10 protein-coding genes are annotated in these 25,248 nt (G+C 37.7%); 2 read left to right on the top strand and 8 right to left on the bottom strand.

Going from position 1 to position 25,248, the window contains the following annotated elements; genetic code table 11:
* Window positions 1–263: 263 nt before the first annotated feature.
* Window positions 264–4,490, top strand: coding sequence for a hybrid sensor histidine kinase/response regulator transcription factor (locus ACRD64_RS00790; RefSeq protein ID WP_430931239.1), 4,227 nt, complete (start codon window positions 264–266; stop codon window positions 4,488–4,490).
* A gap of 979 nt (window positions 4,491–5,469) precedes the next feature.
* Here the strand turns inward: ACRD64_RS00790 and ACRD64_RS00795 are convergent.
* The 3 genes from ACRD64_RS00795 to ACRD64_RS00805 all read right to left on the bottom strand — a co-directional run bounded on the left by ACRD64_RS00795 (window position 5,470) and on the right by ACRD64_RS00805 (window position 14,329).
* Window positions 5,470–7,545, bottom strand: coding sequence for a glycoside hydrolase family 2 protein (locus ACRD64_RS00795; RefSeq protein ID WP_430931240.1), 2,076 nt, complete (start codon window positions 7,543–7,545; stop codon window positions 5,470–5,472).
* Between the two features lie 520 nt (window positions 7,546–8,065).
* A complete protein-coding gene (locus ACRD64_RS00800; protein ID WP_430931241.1) occupies window positions 8,066–10,471 on the bottom strand; it encodes a T9SS type A sorting domain-containing protein in 2,406 nt (801 codons plus the stop codon).
* Window positions 10,472–10,783: 312 nt separating this feature from the next.
* Window positions 10,784–14,329: a glycosyl hydrolase 115 family protein gene (locus tag ACRD64_RS00805; protein ID WP_430931242.1), complete on the bottom strand. Its 3,546-nt coding sequence runs from the start codon at window positions 14,327–14,329 to the stop codon at window positions 10,784–10,786.
* Between the two features lie 328 nt (window positions 14,330–14,657).
* Here ACRD64_RS00805 and ACRD64_RS00810 point away from each other — a divergent pair, with 328 nt between their 5' ends.
* Window positions 14,658–15,824: a hypothetical protein gene (locus tag ACRD64_RS00810; protein ID WP_430931243.1), complete on the top strand. Its 1,167-nt coding sequence runs from the start codon at window positions 14,658–14,660 to the stop codon at window positions 15,822–15,824.
* A gap of 76 nt (window positions 15,825–15,900) precedes the next feature.
* Here ACRD64_RS00810 and ACRD64_RS00815 read toward each other — a convergent pair whose 3' ends face one another.
* From ACRD64_RS00815 to ACRD64_RS00835, 5 genes are all read right to left on the bottom strand, one after another.
* On the bottom strand, window positions 15,901–18,336 hold the full coding sequence (locus tag ACRD64_RS00815; protein ID WP_430931244.1) for a T9SS type A sorting domain-containing protein: 2,436 nt from the start codon (window positions 18,334–18,336) through the stop codon (window positions 15,901–15,903).
* A gap of 273 nt (window positions 18,337–18,609) precedes the next feature.
* On the bottom strand, window positions 18,610–20,823 hold the full coding sequence (locus ACRD64_RS00820) for a T9SS type A sorting domain-containing protein (protein WP_430931245.1): 2,214 nt from the start codon (window positions 20,821–20,823) through the stop codon (window positions 18,610–18,612).
* Window positions 20,824–20,993: 170 nt separating this feature from the next.
* Complete coding sequence (locus ACRD64_RS00825) at window positions 20,994–22,529, bottom strand: PKD domain-containing protein (RefSeq protein WP_430931246.1); 1,536 nt, start codon at window positions 22,527–22,529, stop codon at window positions 20,994–20,996.
* A 26-nt stretch (window positions 22,530–22,555) separates the two neighbouring features.
* Window positions 22,556–23,464 carry a DUF1735 domain-containing protein gene (locus ACRD64_RS00830; protein ID WP_430931247.1) on the bottom strand — a complete coding sequence of 303 codons (909 nt, stop codon included), beginning with the start codon at window positions 23,462–23,464 and terminating at the stop codon, window positions 22,556–22,558.
* 25 nt (window positions 23,465–23,489) lie between these two features.
* Window positions 23,490–25,247, bottom strand: a complete 1,758-nt coding sequence (locus ACRD64_RS00835) for a RagB/SusD family nutrient uptake outer membrane protein (protein WP_430931248.1) — start codon at window positions 25,245–25,247, stop codon at window positions 23,490–23,492.
* Between the last annotated feature and the right edge of the window lies 1 nt (window position 25,248).

Raw genomic sequence — 25,248 nt, forward strand, 5'->3', positions numbered from 1 at the left:
AGAAAGGGAGCTATTACCTCTTGGTGCAAAACAGATCATTAAGACAATAACAATTCCTTGTGTGCAGATATCCACCTTTTCAACCTGACTCAAACATGGCAAAACAAAAAAAATGACCAGTTCAAATTAGTCGGCAGGATAAAAATGATTGGGACATGTTAAACTCTATTATTTCCATCCTATATAGTCTTTGCAAGAAAATTATTTCTTTTTTCATTTGCTTGAAAGGAAATGTTCAAGTTCAAGGCTTGCCCTTTTTGAAAATGAAGGCGTTTACTTTTGCAAAGGCCTATTTTCAGAAAAAGCGTAACGTAGAAATTGGATTTTTGGGGCAAGCATTATATATTACATCGATCAAGAATCGATTAATAGCCATCACGATTGTATTGATGTGCATTTCTTTGAACATCTACCCAAAATCTATTCAGCCCGTTTTTAACCATTATACCATACGAGAAGGGCTTTCTCACAATACGGTTAACAGTATTGTACAAGATTCGCTTTATTATATGTGGTTTGGTACCATGGATGGCCTGAACCGGTTTGACGGGTACAATTTCAAAGTTTTCAAGTCGTTACCCAACGATACTAATAGCTTATGCCATAATCTGGTTAAATCAATATGTATTGATCAGGAAGGAGGAATGTGGATTGGAACAGCCAGAGGACTCTCCCATCTGGATATAACCTCCAATACGTTTACCAACTTCTATGCTCATGATGCTTCGGGTCTCAGCTATAATAATATTGAAATGGTGTTTTGCGACAGCCGTGGAACTGTATGGGTTGCCACCATGGGAGGAGGATTAAATAAACTGGACAAGGAAACAAGGCATTTCACTTGTTTCAATGCTGATATAAATGTTAAGGGCAGCCTGAGTAACGACAATGTACATTGGATTTTTGAAGACCACGAAGGGATTCTTTGGGTAGGAACCGAAGGCGGGGGTCTGAACCGTTTAAATCGGGAAACATCAACGTTTGACTATTTCCAGTTTGAACCCAGAGATGGAAACTATCAGGCATTAAGCTGTGTGCGATCTATCCAGGAAGACAATTTGGGAAACATATGGGTGGGAACCTGGGGAGGAGGAGCTGCCTATATGGATAAAAAAAACGGTCGGTTTAAATATTTCAGGCATGATGAAGCAAGCAAAGATGGAATAAGTGACAACCGTGTAATCAGCATTCTTGCTGCCAGCAACTCCCAAATATGGTTAGGAACCGAAGATGGAGGACTCAACGGCTTTAATTTCAAAAGTCAAAACTTCCAACATATAAAAATGGATCGCATCTCCCCGCAAGGACTAAAAAGCAACAACATAAAAGCTATTTACGAAGACCGAATGCACCGAATTTGGTTAGGGTCTTCCGGTGAAGGTATTTTTTCTTTTCATTCGGTCAAAGCTGATTTTTCAGGGTTCCGGGTTCGGGATGAAAATACGAAAGATATCAATAATCAGGATATTTATGCGATTGCGGGCGATGGTGAAAACTTTGCTGTTGGCACAAATGGTGCGGGACTTTATCATACAAGTTTGAAGAAGAATAAAAGAGACAGTGCATTGGGGTTTGAGGATCTCAAGTTTGAAAAAATTGCTTTAAACAACAATATAGTACATGCACTGTGTTACGACAATTGGGGAAGGCTTTGGGCCGGCACTCTTGGAGGAGGGCTGAAACTGATTGAGTTTACCCCAGGAGAAGAGGGAAAACCTCGGATCACAAATTTCAATACCGAATCCGACTCTCAGCATTCGGTCAGTTATAACGACATACGAACCTTGCACAACGATAAATTCGGAAATGTATGGATTGGAACCGCAGGAGGTGGACTTGATAAATTGGTAATAGCCAAACGGGGGGAATATTATTTTGAACATTACAAACATAATCCGGAAAACATATCATCACTAAGTAATAATGATATACGGGCGATTACCGATGATAAAGATGGAAATATATGGATAGGAACCTCATTTGGTCTGAACAAGATGATGATCCAAAATAATAAAGTCCGGTTTAAAACATTTTATTCCAACCTGGACAGTCCGGGCACCTTGTCGGGAAACTGGATAAATTCGTTATATGTCGATATCAACGGACTGTTATGGATAGGCACAGATGCCGGATTAAACAGTTTGGATACACAAAGCAATAAGATAACAGTTTATACCGAGAAAGACGGATTGGCAAACAATGTAATTAAAGCCATTACAGGGGATCAGCAAGGTAATCTGTGGATAACTACCGTAAATGGACTATCAATGTTTAACCTGGAGGCTAAATCTTTTTATAACTTTTATGAACCGGATGGCTTATTGAGTAATGAGTTTAACACTGGAGCTGTTTATACCGATCGCGATGGTCATATTATTTTAGGCGGAACCAAAGGGTTAAATTATTTTACCCCTAAAGGTGTTTTAAAGCAAAACCAGGTGAATGACCTGCACCTTACCAATTTTAAGATTTTTAACCAGCCAGTAAATGTAGGCCAGTCCATTAACGGAAGGGTTTTTTTAAACAAAGATATTTCAGTCCAGAAATCAATTCGATTAAAGCATAATGAAAATAGTTTTTCATTTGAGTTTTCTGCTCTTGATTATTCAAATGCAGAAAAAATAAAGTATCAATATAAACTTGAAGGCTTTAACAAGAATTGGCAGGAGACAGATGCTATGCACCGTTTTGCGACCTACACCAATCTGGGTGGAGGAAATTACACCTTTAAAGTGAAAGCCTTCACCGGAGTTCCAGGTGATTCTGTTAACGAGTGCCAGATAAACCTGACAATCGATTATCCAATTTGGTTTCGATGGTGGAGTTTTATTATTTATACCATTCTTTTAGTTGGTATTATTTTAATTGTACGCCACTACTTCCGTAACAAGGCTAAATATAGGGACGATTTAAAAATGGCCAATATCCAGCGAGAGAAAGAACAAGAACTAATCAAATTAAAGCAGCAGTTCTTTATGAATATTTCTCATGACCTTAAAACTCCTTTAACACTGATATTAGGTCCCCTGGAACGTATTTTACAAAATAAGGAATTAGCGGATGAACTGAAACCGGCTTTTAGCTTAATGAAACGAAATGCATTGCAACTGTCCCGATTAATTACTCAATTGATGGATTACAGTAAACAAGAGCGTGGTGTATTAAAACTTCAGGTTCGTAGAATTGACATTATCGCTTTTTTGAACGATGTGATGTATTCTTTTCAGGAGCTGGCCAGTCAAATGCACATTCATTTTTCAATGGATGCCGACAACGAGCACCTAATGGCCTGGATAGACGAAGAAAAAATTGAAAAGGTAGTCTTTAACCTCTTGTCAAACGCTTTTAAATATACTCCATCAGGTGGTGCAATTACCATCAGGGTGAGGAACGGTCGTAATGGAGATGAACTGCTATACCTGGACGTAGAAGATACGGGGAAAGGAATTGACCGATCGCACCATGCACGTTTATTTGAGCGCTTTTATCAAGCGGATAAATCAGACACTGAAACCGGAACCGGAATTGGCCTGTCTTTAGTGAAAGAATTTGTGCTCTTACATCATGGTGCCATCAGTGTTAAAAGCGAAGTTGGAATAGGTAGCCGGTTTAGTATTCAGATTCCTCTTTCCGAAGATGTGTATTCCGATGAAATAACTTGCGAAAAACGACATGCGCTGGGGGAGAAAAAATTATTGATTAACGACAGCAATCGCGCAATTATAAAAGAAATTCAGAACGAAGAATCCAAACCGTCTGTTTTGGTTGTTGAGGACAACAATGATATGTGCTCCTATCTTAAAATGATCCTGTCTGACCGATACCGGGTGACCGTGACAAACAACGGACAAGAAGGATTAAAAGTGGGTTTACAAACTATTCCTGACCTAATCATCTCCGATGTTATGATGCCCAAAATGGATGGGATAACATTCTGTAATCAGATAAAAAATAACCTTACCGTATGTCATGTACCAGTATTGTTATTAACTGCCAAATCCGGAAAACAGAACACCTTGTCGGGATTGGGAAGCGGGGCTGATGATTATATTGAAAAACCTTTTGACACAGATATTTTTCTGGCTCGTATACAGACCTTATTAGACAACAGAAACAGGGTTAGACAGCAATTGCAAAAAGACCCGGTTGCGAAATTATCGCAAAAAAAGATTACCCGGTTAGACCGTAAATTCTTGGCAGATATAGAAAAAATTGTACTCGATAACCTAACCTCTGAAAATTTTTCTGTAGAAGAACTAGGCCGACAGATAGGTATGAGCAGAACAACGCTGTACCGAAAAACCAAAGGGCTTATTGGTCAAACACCGATCGAACACATCAGAACAATACGGCTTAAAGAAGCCTTACGTTTAATGCAACATGGTAACGATGACATAGTAAATATTGCTGAAACCGTAGGCTTTAAAGATGTAGTTTATTTTAAGAATTGTTTTAAAAAACAATTTGAAGTTATGCCTGAACAAGTTTAATCAACAATTAGCTCTAAATTTTTAATTATCACCGGTGATATTAAAAACTTATACAATTTAACCCGCAATATGCATTAGAAATTCTATTACACATTGAAATTACTTTAAAACAAGACACTTTGTTGCATCCCTTCAACTCACCAGAACGATGTTATGCCTCGTTTCAGTAATGCCTTGTTTTATTGTACTTGCAATGCTCATGACGAACATCCAATACATAATCCGGGTTAAACTATCCAGACTAATACAGATATCAATATCGAAAGTTTCGGATGCACTTGCGCGATCGTTTACAACGATGATGATCTTCTTATTTTTCTACATATCATGCGAAAATAAATACAATTAAAACCTCTATACTCCTAATAATCTGAATCGTATTAATCCATTTGATTCATTTCGCACCCCCTTAAAGCCGATTTCATAATCACCAGGCCGGCAATCCCCCGATCTCATATGGACAGGCATGCCCGCCTCCAACTGCCAAAGCGAATGAGTAATGTTTGGCTCCCTTTTTCATATCGCAAATTCAACCCTATGGGACATTTGGTATATATCCAATCTCGCCAACCGAAACCATATTCATAAAAGTAATTTTAATGCTTCAGAATAGCTTTCCTGAAAAGCGAATTAACTGACAATATCAGGATTGGAAACGAATTTCGGTAAATGTGAATAATTTTAGCGCCAATAGCTCTCAGAGAATTACAACAGGTATTTATCCAGTATAACTTGTATGCACTATGGTAGTGATAACCGTTTTTGCTTAACATGCTACAGGTATGACCCGGATTGATTACATCAATTTAATGCGAACTGGACTAGCTTGCAAATTATTATCCAGTACTAACAAAACATCCTTGATATTCAAATGAATGCGGATTTAATAGCTCATTGCATTTTAACCATGTATCTAAACGCATAAAAAACAAATATCCCGATGAAATGGAAACAATTTAAAACATGCAAGAACTACCTTCTAATTGTCATTTCGATAGGTGTACATAGGATAACATGTTTCTCTAATCTTTCCGGTTAGTTCAGGATATGCCACATTACACACATTCACCAACCCGACATTATAGTTTTCTCCATCAAAACGGCCTGTAATTGGCTCATCGATATATTGAAACCAATGTGCTCCAATTATGTATTTATTCCGTAAAGCACTCTGTATGTATTCCTGGTACTTTTGCCCTCTGTCTTCCTGATTAGTGGCCCCTTTTACACCAATATGAAACATACCCCTATCCAGAGAACCAAAATGAAATTCTCCAATAATAATAGGTTTATCAACTCCGTCCGGTAAACCTACATTCTCAACAGAATACTCATACTTATTAAAACTAATGATGTCGCAATAGTCAGCTGCTGCACGCAGCGTAATATCATTTTGCGCCCATGCCAACCTACATCCAAAGTAGTTTTGGTGAGGTGCTACTCTTTCCAGTTCGTCGTGAACGGTTTTAAAATATTTACGGGAAATCTTATCATAAAACTGATCGAGATCTTCCTTGGCCAATTCTTCATCAGGCGCTTCCGCACTATGCACCAATGCATCCCACGATTGATGGCTAGTTCCCCAAACCTTATTTAATTTTTCAATCATATTGTATTTGGCTTTCAGATCCTTAACAAACTCTTGTTTTGCCGGCTGGTCGGCAGGACTAACTAACGTAGCTACTGACAAAGAACCTGCAGCACCCCATGACATTTCGTTATCAACAAAGTAACCAATACACCAGGGGTCGTCTGCTCCAAACTTTTGCCTGTCTATCGACGCTCGCACTATGGCAGGAAAATCTTTATCAAAAACATCATGAAACTTGCCCGCATATCCATGAGAGCCTTCAATTTTACGATTACCTCTAATCCATATAGAACCCACATAAGGCGTTTTTTGCTGCTCGGCCAATCCATGGTCCGACATAAAACCGATGGTATTCAGCCCCCAACTTTTAAACCTTTTATGCGTGAGTTCACGATATTTATCAAGGTAATTATCGCCATAAATCCGCTGTAAATTGTAGGCATAATGATTAAATGCCAGCGATGGCTCATTGGTTTCCCTGTTTTTACCCTGATGAAATAATTCTACGTTGAATTCAGGAATACCTTCAAAATAATGTTCGCGCTTACTTATTGGGGTATAAACACTGGAATATTGAACGCAGTTAACACCTGCCGACCAAAACAGGTTTCCGTCAGGATCGATCAACCACCATTTGCCACCAATCTTTTTAGGGTAAAAATACCCGGTAACTTCATGTTTTTCACCTTTTTCCCAGCCACCGTATTTATTGGTTTCCGGATTTCCCGGATGACTTTTCAAATCTATAATCTCGCGTTCTGCAATTTGCATTAACTCATTCTCGCTGTGCACCTTGTCTTTCCAATCATCATGTTTATACTGCCCGTATTGATCAACAAAAGGGAAAAAACCTGTTGTATCTCTAACCTCAGTAGTGCCAGTAGCATATAAACTATTTATGGTGTAATGGTTCTTTTGGGTAGGATAACGAATACTGAACTTTACCTGCTTAATTGCATCACGGGCAGTTTTTTCCCGCCCGGGAACACCTCGCATATTAATTAAATCAAGCTGAGGCGAATGCACCCACTTTAACCAGGTTAAGTCCACCGTAATAGTTTTCGTTTCACCAGGCCGTAAATCCACAAAATTAGAGCTATACCAACGCATTAAAGGGTCCGGGTCGAGCCCAACATACATGGCCACTTGCGTTTGATATTCTCCCTTATTCGTAACTTCAGATTTAATTTGGTGTGCCGTTTTTAAATCCCATGGATTATCGGGAGTTGAATAAACAGTAACTCCTGCTTGATATTGCTTATCGCTTTTTACACTTATTTGGCTACTTCCTTCTTTATTTATAATATCTACAATAGCATTATTGCTTTTAAAAGCATCTTTGCTAAGCTGGTTAAAATCGATAAGTTCTTTGTAATCTTCAATACTTTTTTGCTGTGTACCAGCACATGACCACAGAATGCTCAAAGCTACTGTTGTAACGAACAGATTAATTTTAAAGTACATTTTTTTAAGTTTAATTAATACCCATTAATTACTGAAAAAACGATAGCTCATCCCCTATATAGTTTTAAATTACAGCTCTTAATTGCCTAAGTTACATTTCTGTCAACGGTAATGTCCTTAACTTTTGAAATTCACTTTGTGGATTTTTTGATATTGGGACGTAGTCCCAAACCCAGCTTCATTTTTTCTTTGTGTTTATTGCTTCATTCAGCATCACTCAAGCAAGCTTGATTCTGATCTCACTTACCGCCATAACTGGCATTGCCCAAAAACGGGAGCAAAAAACTCTAGTCCAGGAAAATGCCTACGCTCTTTTCCCAATTGTTTATATTTCTACAGAAGTAAGTATCTTACAAAGACAAGCCCCTTCTGTGGATTTTATAACAATTGGGAATTCACACCCTAAAAGGCTTTCTACTCCTCGACAGACGCCATGAATTACAGCTCCCAAACTTTGATTTAGATTTAAATATCATGATTGATTAAATTATCCATCCTGAGAATTAATAAAGTAACTTTTCTATTTGACAATTACTTTAGAACTGTATTGTGATTCTCCAGAATTAATCCTAAGCATATACATTCCCCGTACAAAAGAATTTACATCTATAGTAAATGATTGTGTACCTTGTTCAATTTCTTTACTCAAAACTACTGATCCTGTCGAATTTATTATAGATATCAGTTGCTCATCGTTAATTATCTTACTAAATACAATATTTAACTGCGTAGTGGCTGGATTAGGATAAACCTTAACTTTTTCATTCAGGTAATTATCTTTAACCGAAACATCAGCCTTTAATGGTATCAATTCCCAGGAGCTATCGTCTTCTGGTGGAAGTTGGTCCGCATTCTCCACCTTTGCATATTCCAACTCCATATATTTACCTACTTGAACATTGCGTGATTTCCGTTCGTTTCCCCCCGGCAGGATTTCATAAAATACAGAACTATTCTCTTCATGTTTTCTTAAATACCAACGAGGTTGCTCTTCTTTCTGGTTGAAAAATCCACTTTGTTCTACAAATATTTGTTCCTGGGTACTATTATTATAATCGCCCATGGTATAACCTCTATACACATTCATGTAATTTTTGGTTCCCCTGTTTTTTATATGGTAGAAATAGGGATAACCAAAGGTGAACTCCCACACATCAGAGCTGTCTGTTTTTTCTTCGGCAGAAAATTCTAATTTGCTTTCCCCTTCAACAGTATGCAAGTATTGTCCTGTCAGTTTATTTTTTATTCTATAATAAGTAGAAAGATTTAAAATAGATTTGGGTGCTTCATTTATCGTTGTTACCTGAATTTTATCAGCAGGATAATCAATATCAATTGTTTCATCATTGGCCATCGCTTTATAGGCGAAAAAGCCATGTTTCCCATTATTTAATCCCGTATTGTTTTTAAATATAATATTAGTAGCCGGCAAATCATATTCTGTAAATTGTATTTCCTCACCATGGTCGTAGGTTAAATCAATGGTTTTATCACTGGTGCTTTTTGCCCACGCCTCGGTAAAATCATTGTTTTCCATTGTTAGATTATAAGGCGAATGTGCCGAGATGATCCATCCATATTCACCTATCCATTTATTATTAGTGATGGTAATATCATGGCATTGCTGAATTTCCCTGTCAATATTAATTCCCCTCGCCGGTTTAATATGCTCAAAGGTATTCCCATCTATCAAAAAGTGATGCCCAAACTCTTCTATATGGATCATATCCACGTAAATGCTATATCCTTTAAAATGACAGTTGGTAACATTTACATGTGAAGTTTTAGAAGAAATACCCAGTCCAGTCCCGTCTAACAAACAATTATCTATGCTTGAGTTGTTTTGATTCCACACCACAGGATATTCCGTATTGCCTGCGTCCAAAGATATACCCCGAACATTAAATATACCATCCGCATCAAAATTTGGTTGAAAGAAGCACTTTGACATATTGAATTGAGGTGCAGAATCAACACTTTCGCTTCTGTTTAAGTAATATCCCCCGCTAGAGAAATTAATAAAGGATACATGGGTAAATTCAATACCAGCACCATTTCTCCCAAAACACTGTACTTTTCCATCTCTAAAAATCACATTTTTAAATACAAGCCCGGTATAATACTGCGTTCCATCTGTATCGTGAGCAACATTCGTAAACACATAAGCTGTAGATGCATCAGCAATCAATTCTAAATTTTCCGTGTAGATATCATTTGACGTTAATTTATATCCTTTCAAATTCTTAAATACTGTTTTCACATCATAAGCCCCTTGCACGTCCGACGTTTCTTCTGTTGGCATCTTACCCATAATCTTAATGGGCTTAGAAACCGTTAATGAACTACCCTCAAAATCATATTCGGCACTTTTAAACAGAATGGTATCCCCTGCTTCCATGGATGACATGGCGGTATTGATATTACTTACCAAAGTGGAACCTGTGGCAACACCATAATCTTCGTCAAAATCGATGCGTGTTTTATGTGGAGGAGGCACATCTGTTACCGTTAAAAAAAGATTGGCAAAAACAGCATTTTCGGTATAAGCTGCTCTTATCTGAACAAACTGAGAATTGTCGGGATTATCGCCCAGCAGATAATCTTCGGGAACTATCAGGCAGGTATCCAATGTACCATTTAGCTCTTCGCTTATAGTATACTCATAGGATACCAGTTTGGTATATGGATTTTTTTGATAAGTCAATAACTTAACACTAATAGATTGAATATCAGTGCCCGTATAACTTCCCTCAATAAAAACAGTATCCGTTCTGGCAATGCTACCCACATTATCGCCATGCTGTGGGTTTTCAACTTCATTTACTTTAGTCAAGGTTAATTCCTGAGCAGTTAGGTTAACACCAACTGTTAACATTAACACAACACCTGTTATATGTTTAATAAAGCCTCTCGTAATAGTATTCATATTCTCACCTGTTATAAATCTTTCAACAGGACAAATATTGGAATAAAACACAAATTTCATAAGGGAGCTTTCTTGAATTCAGAAGTGGTAGATTACAAATACTACAGGGGGTAAATTGAGAGGGTGTCCAAAAACAAAAAAGGAGTTATAGAAACCTTACAATTTGAAAGTTTGTTCCTCTTTTGTACCCTTAAATCCCCTGAAGGAGACTTTAATCCTCCCACTTTAGAGGAGGTTGTAGGGGTAAAATGAGAAGTTTACTTATAAATTGTAAGTTTCAATTTTTAGAAATATCATTTTTGGACACCCTCTTTACTTTTTCTCAATCTCCAACGCATTTATAATCCACTCACCATCAAGCGTTAACTCTAACAACTCATCATCGCCAATTTCAACTTCTACAGTTTCTATTTTTTGCTTTCCAGAATATACTTTTTCGTTTTTCATATAGGTTTTCCCGTTCATGGCAAACGACATATCAAAGGTTGCTCCTTTAAAGTAAATCATCTCTGCCTTGATGCGAGCATCGCCCATATAGTATTTTATGTTGTAGGTACCCTTTTTAAGTCTTACATAAAATTTAGCTTCTTTTTTACCGGTAAGTCCGTCGCGTTGCCAAAAGATAACTCGCTCCGAAGCTTCGTTGTGATGGAACCATATATTGTTAACATCAGATGCCCGCCAGCCAAATTGGTTTTTATTTTCATCATAAACATGACGTTGATTTACAGGTGTAAAACCACAAGCATCAATCATTGAGTACAAGGCGAAGTTTAGTTTTATTTCTGTTAAAGGCTCTGGCTTTGGCAAGCTATTGACCTTTGAAATATCCTGCGTAATTACAGGAACTGCTGCTTTTTTACTTGGAGTGTACTCAGCAATATTATTATAGCTTTCAGGTGCTCCCAACAACGAACGCTTTTGAGTTGATTTAGCTTGCTCATCGACACATAATACCAGGCGGTCAATTCCTATTCCAGTATTCACTTGATACACTTTTATGGTATGATACCCTTGTTTGTCAATTGTGATTTCAAAAGGTAATTTCTCCATGGCTGTCAGGATATTGTTTTCCCAGCTCCATCTTTCTATAGCTCCACTTGGTAAAGTAGCTGATATCCTTTGTCCTTTATGCCTAATTCCAGATAAAACTTGAGGCTCATCATTGTTTAATCCAACAGCTATTTCGCAAGTTTTGCCTTTTCCTTCGTTAAGGGTTGGGATGCGGTATAGCTGTCCGTAAAAAGTACCTGTGCTAGCAAAGTATACCGAATACTCTAACCTCGCTGCATTGGTTTTTATATCATTCTCTATTTTTGAACCACCTTTAATGAACATTGAAGAACCGTAGTATCCAAAATTATCGTACTTTTCCAATTTTGCTTCTTTACCGTTTTGTTTTGAGGTATAGTTCTCTGCTTCAATGGCTACAAAACCATTTCCTTCAATGTACGATTTCTCTTTTAGTTCTAAATCAAATTTGGTTGCTTTTACAGGATATGATTTCGAAAAACCATGCGTGTCCTTAATAGTTATAGTTGCTTTGTTATCACCAACTTTGGCCTTGTTCCAATCAATGTTTACACACAACCGCTCTTCTATTTTTACATTTCCTGATGTTTTAGAGAATTTTACCCAATCGGCATCACTCTCAATCGTCCAATCATTGGCTCCCATTTCTTTGTTAAACACATCAATAAACCTTGTATTATCTTCGAAAGAAGAAAAACGCAATTCCACCTTTTCGTTACCAATGGCCTGACCTTCGCAAACAGAACCTATTCCTTTTATCGCTTCTTCGTTATACACTTCATCATAAACCAAGTTGTTAGGAATATTGGCCACATCAAAAATACGTTCCTTGAAATTGTATAGCGCATAAGGGTCCATGATGCCATTCCACTTACCATCTTTTATCTTTCTGTAGGTCTCCAAGTCAGCCTGAATAGTAGCTTCCGCTTGTTCCGACAAAGCTTTATATGCATTTACACTGGCAAAACGGCCTTGCTTGGCATAAGCAACGTTTTTTCTGTAATACTGTGTTTTTTCAAGCATTAACCTTGTTGAGCGAATTGGATAATAGGCCAGGTGCCAGAAAGGTAATTTGGCAGATTCTTCGAGGTTATCGTAAATGGCTTTTGCTTTTTGCTCCAATTCATTAGCAATTTGTATTCTTTCCTGTATTTCGTCTCCAAAATCGAAAAGACTGTAAAATCTGTACCTACCATTGTTTTCGTATTTCCAATCCCAGAATGGAAATAAATGTTCCGGCTTTTTAGGGCGGCAAAGGTTATGAAAGTCGGTAAGTAGGTTTGCAATTTCTGACGCTTTGCCTTCTTCAACCCCAAATTGTTGCTTGGCGCTTTTTTGCATAAAGTCTTTTGTGGTATTTTTAGGGTACGAATCTATATCGTATGCCAACGACATATAAAACTGAAGCCCCATTTCAGCTGGTTTTATATCGCCCACATTTACAATCCAAAAGTCGCGTACACTTTCATCATAGGCCTTATGTAATTCTTCTTGAATTAAAGGTAACGGTGTAGTGTACAACCAGTCGTATGTGGCACCGCCCTGGTATGCTAAATGGTAATATAGTCCATTACCGCCTGCACGTTTTTTTTCGTGAGGTCTTGGCAACTGACGGGCATATCCAAAGTTATCCTCTGTCCAAACCATGATAACATCTTCGGGTAATTTTAAACCTTCACAATGTTCTTTGCCATCTTTACTTTCGCCGTTATACAATTCACCGGTTTCTTCGTACGGAACAAATATTTGTGTAACTGCATCCTCCGAACCAAAAGTTTCTTTAATCATTTCGCGCTGACGGTCTATCACCTTTTGCAGAAGCTTTACTTTGTTTTCCAACGTTGGGTTTTCGAGATTTGCATATTCAAACGGGGAATCGTGTACCCCGCGAATCCCCAGTGTGTAAATCATATTATAACCTTTCGATTCATCTAAACGCTCTTGCCAATAGGCTTCAATAGTTTTTGGGTTTACAGTATAATCCCAAACCGGAACCCCTTTGGCATCGTACATGTCTTTGTGAGCCTCTGCCCAATCGTGCCACTCGGCATAGTTGTTTCGCGCCATATTTTCGCAATGCGACGAACCTACATAAATGCCGTATTCTTTTGCATTACGAGGATTGATTGACACTCCGTTTCCGTCTTTTGCCTCGAAGAAATAACTACCGGCCTGCATCATTCCGGGCCAGATTGAGTTGGCCTTTAAGCGCAGTAAAAGTTCAAAGATATGCTCGTATGCTTCGGGACTTATGTGAGAATTATATTCATTGGGCAATGTTTTTTCACTCCATTGGATCAAAGCTTCTTCATCGTTAATAAAGATTCCTCGAAAACGTACCGATGGCTCTTTAGGCAATACAAGGCAATCTTCTAATACTACTTTACTTTTCTTTTGAGGCACTACGTCGCACCACCAATATAGGGGAGAAACACCAATACGTTCCGATATTTCGTAAATACCATAAACAGTTCCGTTGGCATCGCTACCTGCTACTACCAAAGCTTTTTCTATTTTGTCCATTGGTTGCTCCACAGACTTTAAGAGGAAGGATTCTCTCATTTTATCAAGACCATCTGCTTCCTGTATCTTTCCTGATTTATAAAGTTTTTGAATTTCAGGACTATTTATAGAGCCAATAATAATAGTGTTATCTCCCACATCTTCTATGGTATGAACTACTGCTGGTTTTACACCAGTAACCATCTCAATATCATTTTGCAGGTCACCAACAGCACGCATAATTTGTGGAGCTTCACTTTCTGATACATATATAATTGGTGCTTTTCCATTTTTAAACAATATAAAACTATCAGTTGGTTGCATTGTACATCCATTGAAAATCAGTATTGTTATTAGTCCAAATAATACTTGAAGCTGCTTTCTCATCTTATTTATATTTCTTTTAAAATTTTGTTTCAACCTTTCTCTAACCATAAACCTTTGGGTTTATTCGAATAGTATAACATCAAAATTATAAGTTGGTATAAATATTAGCGATGTTAATGGAACGATTCACGTTTTTTAACTGTTAAAAACTACCCATTACACACTATTACACAATACATTAAAAACACCTAACAAGAAGTTATTGCTTAATGAGGATTATATAATTTTCTATTACTTCATTATATTTGTGTTTATAATATGCGCAATGAAATTTGAAAATAATCAGATATTAGCTCAACTTGAAACCATTCTTTCGGATAAAACATTTTCACGTTCGAAAACCAATTGTCGTCTCTTGCAATTTTTGGTGGATTCGACCTTGAAAAATGAAGATGTTAAAGAAGCAACAATTGGTAAGGAGTTTTTTGGTACTAATTATGACCCTGTAAAATCGGACAATAATGTTCGTGTTTACATCTATCATCTGCGCAAAAAACTGAATGAATATTATAGTAGTAAAGCCAGTGCCGAAGAAATAGTATTTACTATAGCAAAAGGACAATATAATGTTCAATTTAAAGAATATAAAAAAGTAAGAGAACCTAAAAAAGCTATAAACCACCGATGGGTTTATATAGTTTCCTCCCTAAACATAGGTATCCTTGCTGTATTCATGTTTTTATATTTCTACAAAACGCCAGTAAATAATTTTTGGAAGACATTGATGAAGAACGATTTTCCTACGACGGTTATTTTTGGTGATTACTTTACCATAGAAACCCAAATAAAAACCGGTAGGAAAGGGATTTTACGTGATTATGAAATAAACTCGAAAAAAGAGTTAGAAGAATATTTAAAAGAAAATCCCGAGCACAAGGAGGATATGATTGCCAGTCATCATCATTATTTTAATTGGATGGCACCGCATTGCAGTAGGAATATGGCAGAATTCTGGTTAGAATATGATTACCCATATGATATTGTCCAGATATCTGAATGGAGCGTTTCTCAATTGGAGAATGATAACCTGGTTTATTTTGGTCAATCGAAAGCTATGGGAACTTTAAAAAACATTTTAGAGGAGAAGTTTCCAAATTATTCGTATGGCAGCCAACAGATTATACGTACAGATCCTGAAACATACAAGAAAGTGAAATATTGGGATGTGATAAGAAAGAATGGTAAAAATATAGATTATACAATAGTTGCAAAAATTGGAATGCCTGCAGGCAACGAGATGCGCTTTTTCCTATCGGATCAGGATTGTGGGGCTATTAGCGCATTGCAGTATTTTACAAATAACGATTCGGTGACAGCTTTCTACAAACGCCATAATATTGAAAAAGATGAAGATTTTATTGCTTTGTTTAAAGTTACCGGGTGGCAGCGCAAATCGTATGAAATGGAGTTTATACTGTTGGATAAAAATTAGAAAGGGCTGCACTTACGATATAATTAAGCACAGCCCTTTTAGGAAATTTAGACTATAATATTTTAAAATTCTTAATTTACTGCTTAGTAAAGACCAACCTTTTATGATAGAATTTATCCGTAGATATAAAATACATGCCTTTGGGCAATGTACTCACATCCAACTTTATTTCATTTCCGTTTTCATATTCATTCTTTACCATGACCTTTTTACCGGATATTGCGTACACAGAAACCTGTACATCGCCTGAAACCAATTTCTCTGTTCTTAGGGTTAAGATATCCATAACCGGATTAGGGAATAACGATACATTATCATAGCTTGGTTTATCACCTATTGCGGTATCCAAAGCTTTTACTTCTTTAAACTCACTCATGGCTAAAGTGGCTCCCGCGTTTAAAACCCTGTCACTACCTTCCAATGCTCCACAATCGGGCGTCTCGGAACTGGTTATTCCTTCAAGGGATGTTCCCGCTCCAATGGCGGAGGACCCCGCTTTTAAAGAAAAATCTCCATTAGGGGCATCTACAAAGTTTGCATTGGCTGTGCCAAAATCGTAGAACTGGTTGTTTTCCGGGTTAAAATGATATCCCCAATTGGCGCAATGTGCAACATATGCGTTAAAATCATCTGTGGAAATACTAGATCCCGCCGGACTTTCTGCCCAAGACACTTTTCCTCCTGTGCTAGTTAACACCTGACTGCTATAATTCAATCCAAATCCAGGGCCATTCATAAAAATATTGTTGGCAAAATGACCATCTTCAATCAATCCGGTAGTATCGGGCGGCGTTATTCCCAATTCCTCCCAGTTATCGATACGGATATTCCAGATTCCTATGTTCTCATCTACATTCCAAATGGTATTGTTATAATAATTTACAGGTAGGTGCATGGCATTGTAGCGCGGTCCTAAATAAAGAAACTCACCCACACGCTCAACCTCGTGAGGGCCATCGTACACATCGTGTTTAATGTTATAAACCAGGTTATGGTGTGCTGTATAATTCTGAACATCTTCCATGTAAAAAGCAGTTGCCTTCACCCTGCTATAACCTCCGTCGGAAACAGGCACACCTACCACATCATGTACTTTGTTGTAAGCTATCACACTCCCTCTCAAATCAATGGCACCAATTTTTCCTGTACTGGTGGCCTCAATAGGCCCTGCATCTTCACCCATTTTCATGGAACCATAAAAATCGCAATCCATGATGTTAACTTTGGCATCTCCTCCATCAATACGTATCTGAAACCTACCGGCATCACCAAATGTACAGTTGTTGATATTGGTATTATCGCTTTTGTTAATGTGTATACCCGAGGTAAAAATACCTACCCAACCGAAATCTTCGATCATGCAATTTTCAAAGCTATTGTCTTGCCCGTCTCTTAAGGCAAACATATTACCCCACGATTGTCCTACATACATATCTCTAAAAGTATTGCTGGAACTATTATTCAGATAAACGCCTTTGGGGTCAGAATCACCCTGTCCATATCCTTTGGGAGTCCAAAATGGGTATAAATAGCGCATGCTACATTGTTCCATTGTAGCACCTGTTGTACTTTGCATATCCGCATTACCGGCCATAAACTGAATGCCTTGTATGGTTACACCTGAAGTATTGTTCAACACCAACACCCTTTCTCTCACCTGGATTTCTATGCGGGTATCTTCTATGGGCTCATTGGGCCACGGCTTATAATAGAGTTTATCTCCTTCGGCATACCATTCGCCATAGGTATCAATCAGATTTTTATGCAATACATAACCCCAACTATATTTATGGTAGGTATTTGCTATGGCAGCTTGGTTTTTCCATACTCCATTATTGATGGCATTGAAGGTTACCGTGTTGCCATATGAACCTGTAATTGTTCCATATACGTAATTCCTCATTTTACCGGTCATTCCCCTAAAAACACCTCCTGTTAAACTCACATTAGGCAACGGCGTCCCTTCCAGCGTCGCAGAACCGCTTGCATTGGCTCCTTCATTTTTATATACATTGGTTAAAGGAGCATAACCACCGTTGTCATCCATTACCTCCATCATTTTACCGATTTTGTTGTTGGGGTGGCGTGCCATCATTTGTGAGTTACCGTTGGCAAATAGTTGAGTGTAATCCGTTTCCATATCAAAGCCAGATATATCAGCTTCCATTATGCCACTTGCCATACCAGTTGCTTCTGCCCATCCGGTTACAATTTCAGTTCCCGTAACCAGCACGTAATCATCTTCAAAATTCTTGATGATCAAATTATTTTTATTTACGCTGATTTTCTCGCGATAAATACCTTCGTGAACAACAATCTCATCTCCTTCCGAAGCATTGTCGATTGCTTCACTTATACTGTACACTTTGTCATTTTCTTTTTCTACTTCCTCATTCAACCATGGAATTTCTGTTGAATAAACATGATGGGTAGTTTGCGCATATACCGTCCCTGACATCCATAATAACAATATCAAAAAAAGCGGAGCTTTTAATTTTTTAGATCGATTCATAACCTGCTTGATTTTATTTTCAATACCTACAAACAAATATCCAAACAATTAAAAAATCAGATAAGGGAGTATTTATGATATATGAAGCGGTGAAGTTGTATATAAACGATGCATAGGGGGTAAAATCATTGTAATATGGGTCTTTTTGTGAATTGAATTGAAATGTTATCAGGACTAATTCGAATCATTAACTAAAAAGGTACCTGAAAATCAGGTACCTTTTTAGTTAATGATTCTGGGTATGGAAAGAAATCAATTACTTAATTGAGATTACTAAATGACCACTAACCTTCCAACTCTTTTTATTTCATTTCCTGTTAATGTTACCATGTAAACTCCTTTTTGTAGTCCTCCTACATTAAAAGTCTGTTCCCCCCTTAAATCTATGAATTCAAAAACTCTATTACCTGCCATATTATACATCCTCAAATCGTACTTATTGGCACTATTTTCTACTGATACTGTAAATTCATCTTTAACCGGGTTGGGAAAAATACTTAAGCTCTTGTATTCATTTTTTTTTCCGATTGAAACATCTTCCGGTCTGAAATCGTGACTAAAATTATACACCTGCATAGTTACCGTGCTTATATAACCTCCATAATCGGGGAAAGTAACTACAACCTCATTATCGGTATCTAAATCGGCAAGAGCAACGGGTATTTCCAATACGCCAAAAAAGTTATCTCTGTCGGTTTGCGGTCCTCCTCTAAAATTGGTGGGTACCGAAATTGTTTTACCATTGATAGTAATGGTAGGCTTTAATGTTTTCCCATGATCTCTACCCACACCAACCCTTAACATGGCTTCACCATAGGTTCCTTTATCAACCCCATTAATATTAAAGGTGATAGGATTATTGGAATAAATCTCCTGGAGGTAGGTGTCTGCGTAGTATTTCTTTTCTTCCGATAGTTTGTCAATGGTAATATCCTCATCATAGGTATATATAAAAAGGTATGTTCCTTCAGCGGTTAAGGTTACACCATTTGATAAATCATTTACTTGTTCAATATCCAGTTTTGGAATACCTCCAACACCACCTTGTAAATGTAAATGTCTTGTTTCTATGTTGGTTGGAGTGGCATCAATACCACTAATCTCCAAGTTTAATGTATGCCCTATAAAATCTAAGTTATTCACAAGAACATAAGCCTTGTTTCCTTCTACGTATGCATCGCAAAGAACATCCATATTGTTCGATTTGGAATCAACGCGCGTACCATTTACATCTTTCAACAAGTCGAAAATTTTAATGGCTTCGGTATACACAAAATCGCCTGTATAACTTGTTGGCTCATTTTCTCTGCGCAACATACGGGCACCATGTACCGATGTAGGACCAACACTCGCATTATAGGCCCATTCCGATTTTAGCATAAAGAAAGGCATGGCATAGTTGATGTTATTGGCGCGTTCCATAAACTGCATCATCATTGAAATGGTTGATTTCATTTTTAACCAATCGCGATATGCCGACCAGGCTTGTTTATTGTAATCATGCGTTTGTGCATTATATTCCGATATCATCAATGGTTTCACATGCCCTAGAGTCATATAACTATATTGCTCCATCATATCCATGGTAGCTTCTATGTTGCTACCTTTTCGGTACTTGGCTTTACCTCCAATACAAGGAAAATCGTAAAGGTGTATAGTATAAAAATCCATATCAGCTCCGGCAACATCTATAAAATGCTGATCACGATCGCGCCAACGCTGAAAATTATCCATATCAAAATCGGGGAAGGCTGCACAATAACCTCCTACCTGCATATCAGGATTATATTTGTGTACCTCTTTAGCTACGGTGGAGTGAAAATTAAAAATTTTGGTTAAGTCATGGGGTTCATCGGCCACCGTTACCAAATCCCAAAGTGGTTCGTTGGTTATTTCCACAAAAGAAGGTTTTTTTTGTCCTGTTGTTCCTCCTGTACCATAATACTCCTGGATATAACGGCCCAGAAACTCTCCCGAAGCTGTTCCAAAAGGTTCTGCCTCTGTATCTGTTTGCGAAAAAGCCCAGCCTTTGTTTGTTGTTTTGCCGTCCGGATAAAAAGGAAATATCTGATTACAGAGAATCTGATAATCCAGGTACTCGTAGGTATGTGCCCAGGTTTTGGCAGCATAACTATTGCGGTTATTAAGACCATGGGTGGCAATACTGGCCGGATCGGCAAAACCGGGGCGTGCTGGGTCTTCCGTTACATTATTATTGAGCGCCCATTTTATGGTTCCGGTATTTCGTCCAACATATACATCCCTATCACCTAGCAAATCGCCAATTAAGTCATCAATCTTATTGTCGGTATTCCAGTTGTTCTGCTCTATGGTACCATGGAAGTTCACAAACTTCCGGCGTTCAAAAGTCTCGACATCACCTAATTTGTGCTTTACATCCAGGTTTACTTCTACTTTAACCTGACTATGCACGCGCTGTAAAACAAACCCGCAAAGCAGGCATGCTAATATTCCTAATCCTTTCATTATTTTGTAGATTTATCTTTAAGATGTTTGCAAGAAACACAAAATCGCAGATAAATAAGAGGGGGTATTTTTACGAGTTGAGTAGGGAAAATGTTGTATTTTTTAAAAAAGAGGGAATCTTAAAAAGATTCCCTCTAATTTATTTACTCAGTAAGTATTTGAAATAATAATTATGGACGTTTTCTAAATGAAGATTCTGGGAATAAAACCATATTATCCATATAAAACTTACAAACTCCTCCTGGTCCTTGTAAACGCACAAGAAGCCTTTGTTCTCCGGACGCATTAGCTGGTCTGGCAGAAATTGGTGCATCGCCAATAATAAATCTCCACTCTCCTACAGCAATATCGTCTGTAATAGAACCAATTTTTCTACTGCCGCTCCAATCGTTATTGTTCAACCACCATAGTGTACTAGTCATTGTGTTTTCTATTTCAGTTACATAAGCCCAGTAACCAAAGTAATAGTTTTGAGTTTCGTCAATACCTGTGAATACTTTGTTTTGGTAGAAATCCATTCCTGTATTTCCTGCATTAACACCAATTTCAACATACATTGATTTAGAACCTGCCAATGCAACCTCATCGTTAATTGTACGATTGAAACCACCATGAGCAGCTACCCATCCGGTATTTTTTAAATTAGAATCAGTAAGTGTTTCGAAGCTTGAATCATAAGTACCCGAATTCAATACATTACCTTTAACTAGCATACCATAACCATTTAAACTACGAGCAATATAAGCGGGGTCAGTTGAAACTAAATGACCTGTTTCGTAATTGTAATGTAGTCTAACCGCATCATCATGATAGGTATCCTTATCTAAAGTGATTGTTAAAACATTTCCGTCAGAAGCAATAGATTCAATTCCTGCATTTATAGAAGTTCCAGCTGCTGTAAGAATTTCAACCGAAATATCGTCTTTAGCTACCGAAGGATCTTCCATAACAGGTTGGTCGTAAGTAACCGTAACGGTTCTGTTATCTACCCAAGCTTCTTCAACCTCCATGTATTTCTGAATAACCCTAACCATCTTAATAACCTCACTTGTACTTCCATCTGATGATCTGGTAGCAGTCAGTTTAACTTCAAACAAACCGTCTTTATTAAACATTACTTCTTGATGATTTTCATCAGATGTTATAGGAGTTCCATTTTCAAACTCCCAGGCGTACTGATCAGCAACTCCTTTAGATTTGTTTAGGAATATTACGGAAATTCCTCTACCAACCGCAAAATCGCCAGCTCCTTCATCATCATTTCCAGCACTTGCTGTAAAATCAGCCGTAACATCAACGTGGTTAACCAGGATATAATCTTCAACAATCAACTCATCCGTTTGGCCATCGGAAGTTCTTTCGACAGCTAACTTAACATCATAAGTCATATTTCCCACAGGGAAATAAAAAGTCTGCACTTTGGCATCATCCATGGTTAGGTTTACGCTACCATCGGCACTGGTAACCGTCCAAACCCTTTTATCCGGGCGACCGGCACTGATATCTGACAGGTTCAATGTTTCACCCATATCAACTTCAGTAATCAATTCTCCGGTTATTAGCCTGGCTTCAAATAGAGCATCTACGTCACCATAGTCTACTACTTTTTCCTCTTCTTCTTCCTTTACGGGATCATCGTCATCGCAAGAAACCCATAACAGCGACATGGCGAAGAACATATAAAGTATATAATTTAACTTTTTCATTTTTCTATTTTTTAAGTAAAATGCAATTACTGCCACATTTCAAGATCCAACGGAGTATCAATGTATATCAATGTATCTTTTACGCTATGTTTGATTACATTATCATTTTCATCCAAATCATAATAATCATAGTCTAAATACATCTTTCTGTCGAGTACATCGTAGTAACCACTACCAATTAATTCGGTAATCGGAGATTCTTCATCAGGTGTAATAGTTACTAAACCATCATCCTTACGAATGGTTAAGTTCATAGCATATGGAGCTATCTGGTTCATACCTGTATACTCTGCTTTAATGGTATTTTCACCATTGGTAGTTAGCATTAGCTGCTTATACCCTTGGATTACTGCATCGTCATTGGTATAAATAAACTGACTCTCTACATTTTCACCTAAAAAGTCGTAAGTTTCGTCAGCACCATTTAACCAATACAAACCATGAAACTCGTTATAGTAACGCACTACAATAATAGAGTAATCTTTGTCATAAGTTACCGAATCTGTAGATTGATCAACTATCCTTAATGGTAGAGCATATACCTTGTTAACTGCATCCTCCTGGCTTAAAAACCATTCTTTATCAAGGGTCACGGTTTCTCTACCAACTTGCTCTCCTGAATGGATTGAAATTTTGCCTTCTACCCCAGATATACTATAACGGTCGGCAGGCAATAACTTTAAATCAGGGTATTCATCCAAAAGGGAAGCATCTATCGAATAAGTAACCTCTTCTTCTGTACCATTACTCCGTTTTCCACCCAGCACTACGCCAATATCAAAGGTTAAATCCTCTTCATCCTCAACAACAAGGGTACGCAAAGGATACTGGTATGAAAAATATGTTGAAGTATATTCATAGTCAAACTTGTAATCATCGTAACAAGATGTTAACATGAACATAAGACCAACTACTGCTATAAATAATTTTTTCATTTTGTTCATCTTTAAAAATTTAAGATTATTCCCACCCTTCATTTTGAGTAATCAATGTTGTTCTATTCATCTCATTTTGATGGATCGGTAAGTAGAACTTATTTGGGTCATACGCCAAATTATACATTGCATTTCTGGAATAAACACTTCCGTTAATTTCTATCTTATAAATGGTTGGGTTCAATGTTTCTTTCCATCTACGTACATCATAAAAACGGTGTCCCTCAAAACAAAGTTCAATCCTACGTTCGTTTCTTATTAACGTTCTTAAAGCTGCAGGGTCTCCGGCAATGCTATTTAAATAAGAATCATCAGTTAAATTAAGTGCTCTGTCCCTTACCTTTGCGATTTCGCTTACAGCAGTAGCACCTTCTACATCAGTTTGTCCACCCAAAGCGACCACTTCGTTCATGGCTTCTGCAAAGTTCAGGTACATTTCAGCTTTACGGAAATATACAGCATAGTGGTAATCGTTCTCTTGCTGACCGCTTGTTAAATCCACCTGAGTACTCATCCACTTACGTAAGTAATACCCCGTTCTGGTAGTGTTTGTCACAAGACCTAATGGGCCATCAGGGGTATCTTTCCCTCCAACAGCAGTTTCTACAGTACTGTTTTTTGAAGTTCCATAAGTAACCGTTGCTCCGTTGTACAATACCGTAGCATAAAAACGTGGGTCTCTGTTTTGATACATGGAAAAGTTATCATCGTATGCATAGGTTGGCGACATGCCAGCCGGATATCCATCGCTCATTGGGAAAGCATCAACCAAATTTTGGGTAGGGTTGCATCTTCCATTTCCAAACAAAGAAGGGATAAAGTGGGTTTGCTCCCTTGTTCTATTGGTTGCGGTTCCCTCCATGCGTGTAAGAATTAACTCAGGATTTAACGCATTGTTATAATACTCTCCCAGGTCACTGTTGTAAATATCATCTAGTTCGCCTACAAAATCAATGGCATCTTTGGCAGCTTTAGCTGCATCTAACCAGCGTTGTCTTTTTACATCGTCGGACAAACCTACTGTAAAAGCAGGACTTGCTGCATATAACAACACTCTCGATTTTAAAGCCAAAGCTGCTGCTTGTGTTGGCCTGCCAAAATTTTCAGAAGTGTTGGTATATTTATATTCACCACCTGCAATCCACCTTTCAGGTAAATATTGTAGCGCATTATCTATTGCTTCTAATGTATACTCCAAACACTTGTCGTATGACTCTCTTGGAAGTTCCTCAACATTATCAACATTAACTTCCCCTTCGGGAATTGGCACTCCTTTTAACTCGCCATTTACATCTACCCCACCAAACCTACGTAACAATTCAGCCATATTCCATGCTTTTACAAAATAGGCTTCACCATACAGGTTGTTGGTAAATACTGTATTGTCGTTTTCATTCGACTTTTTAAATACAATATCGTTTTCGGTAACAATCTCAAAGAACTCATCAATAGTCCTTAAGTTTTCGAAATAACTATTCCAGGTACCTAAAAAAGTAGTATTAGGTGTAAGATATCCAGGTGTTGCCGAGATTTTATAAATACTCGAAGTTTCCTGGTTGATCACGGCATTGTCAGTTCCACAGTCTAAAAAACCTCCACCCATATTATCGAGTGTTTGCGGAAAACTACTGGTATATGCATAAGTTACCAGTCCTTCAATCCTATCGGGTTGTGTTAACATCTGCTCGTAGGTCATTTTTGTAGAAAGCTTTGGATCTAAAAACTCTTCGCTACAAGATGACAGCAACAATGTTACAATTATTAATAATGAATAATATTTCATA

The sequence above is a fragment of the Saccharicrinis sp. 156 genome (assembly GCF_050589685.1).
In the GTDB taxonomy this organism is placed as follows: domain Bacteria; phylum Bacteroidota; class Bacteroidia; order Bacteroidales; family Marinilabiliaceae; genus Saccharicrinis.

Bases quoted from the DNA above. Each gene is read 5' to 3' on its own strand.
- ACRD64_RS00790 (WP_430931239.1), top strand. From the start codon at position 264: ATGAAGGCGTTTACTTTTGCAAAGGCCTATTTTCAGAAAAAGCGTAAC.
- ACRD64_RS00795 (WP_430931240.1), bottom strand. From the start codon at position 7,545: ATGTACTTTAAAATTAATCTGTTCGTTACAACAGTAGCTTTGAGCATT.
- ACRD64_RS00800 (WP_430931241.1), bottom strand. From the start codon at position 10,471: ATGAATACTATTACGAGAGGCTTTATTAAACATATAACAGGTGTTGTG.
- ACRD64_RS00805 (WP_430931242.1), bottom strand. From the start codon at position 14,329: ATGCAACCAACTGATAGTTTTATATTGTTTAAAAATGGAAAAGCACCA.
- ACRD64_RS00810 (WP_430931243.1), top strand. From the start codon at position 14,658: ATGAAATTTGAAAATAATCAGATATTAGCTCAACTTGAAACCATTCTT.
- ACRD64_RS00815 (WP_430931244.1), bottom strand. From the start codon at position 18,336: ATGAATCGATCTAAAAAATTAAAAGCTCCGCTTTTTTTGATATTGTTA.
- ACRD64_RS00820 (WP_430931245.1), bottom strand. From the start codon at position 20,823: ATGAAAGGATTAGGAATATTAGCATGCCTGCTTTGCGGGTTTGTTTTA.
- ACRD64_RS00825 (WP_430931246.1), bottom strand. From the start codon at position 22,529: ATGAAAAAGTTAAATTATATACTTTATATGTTCTTCGCCATGTCGCTG.
- ACRD64_RS00830 (WP_430931247.1), bottom strand. From the start codon at position 23,464: ATGAAAAAATTATTTATAGCAGTAGTTGGTCTTATGTTCATGTTAACA.
- ACRD64_RS00835 (WP_430931248.1), bottom strand. From the start codon at position 25,247: ATGAAATATTATTCATTATTAATAATTGTAACATTGTTGCTGTCATCT.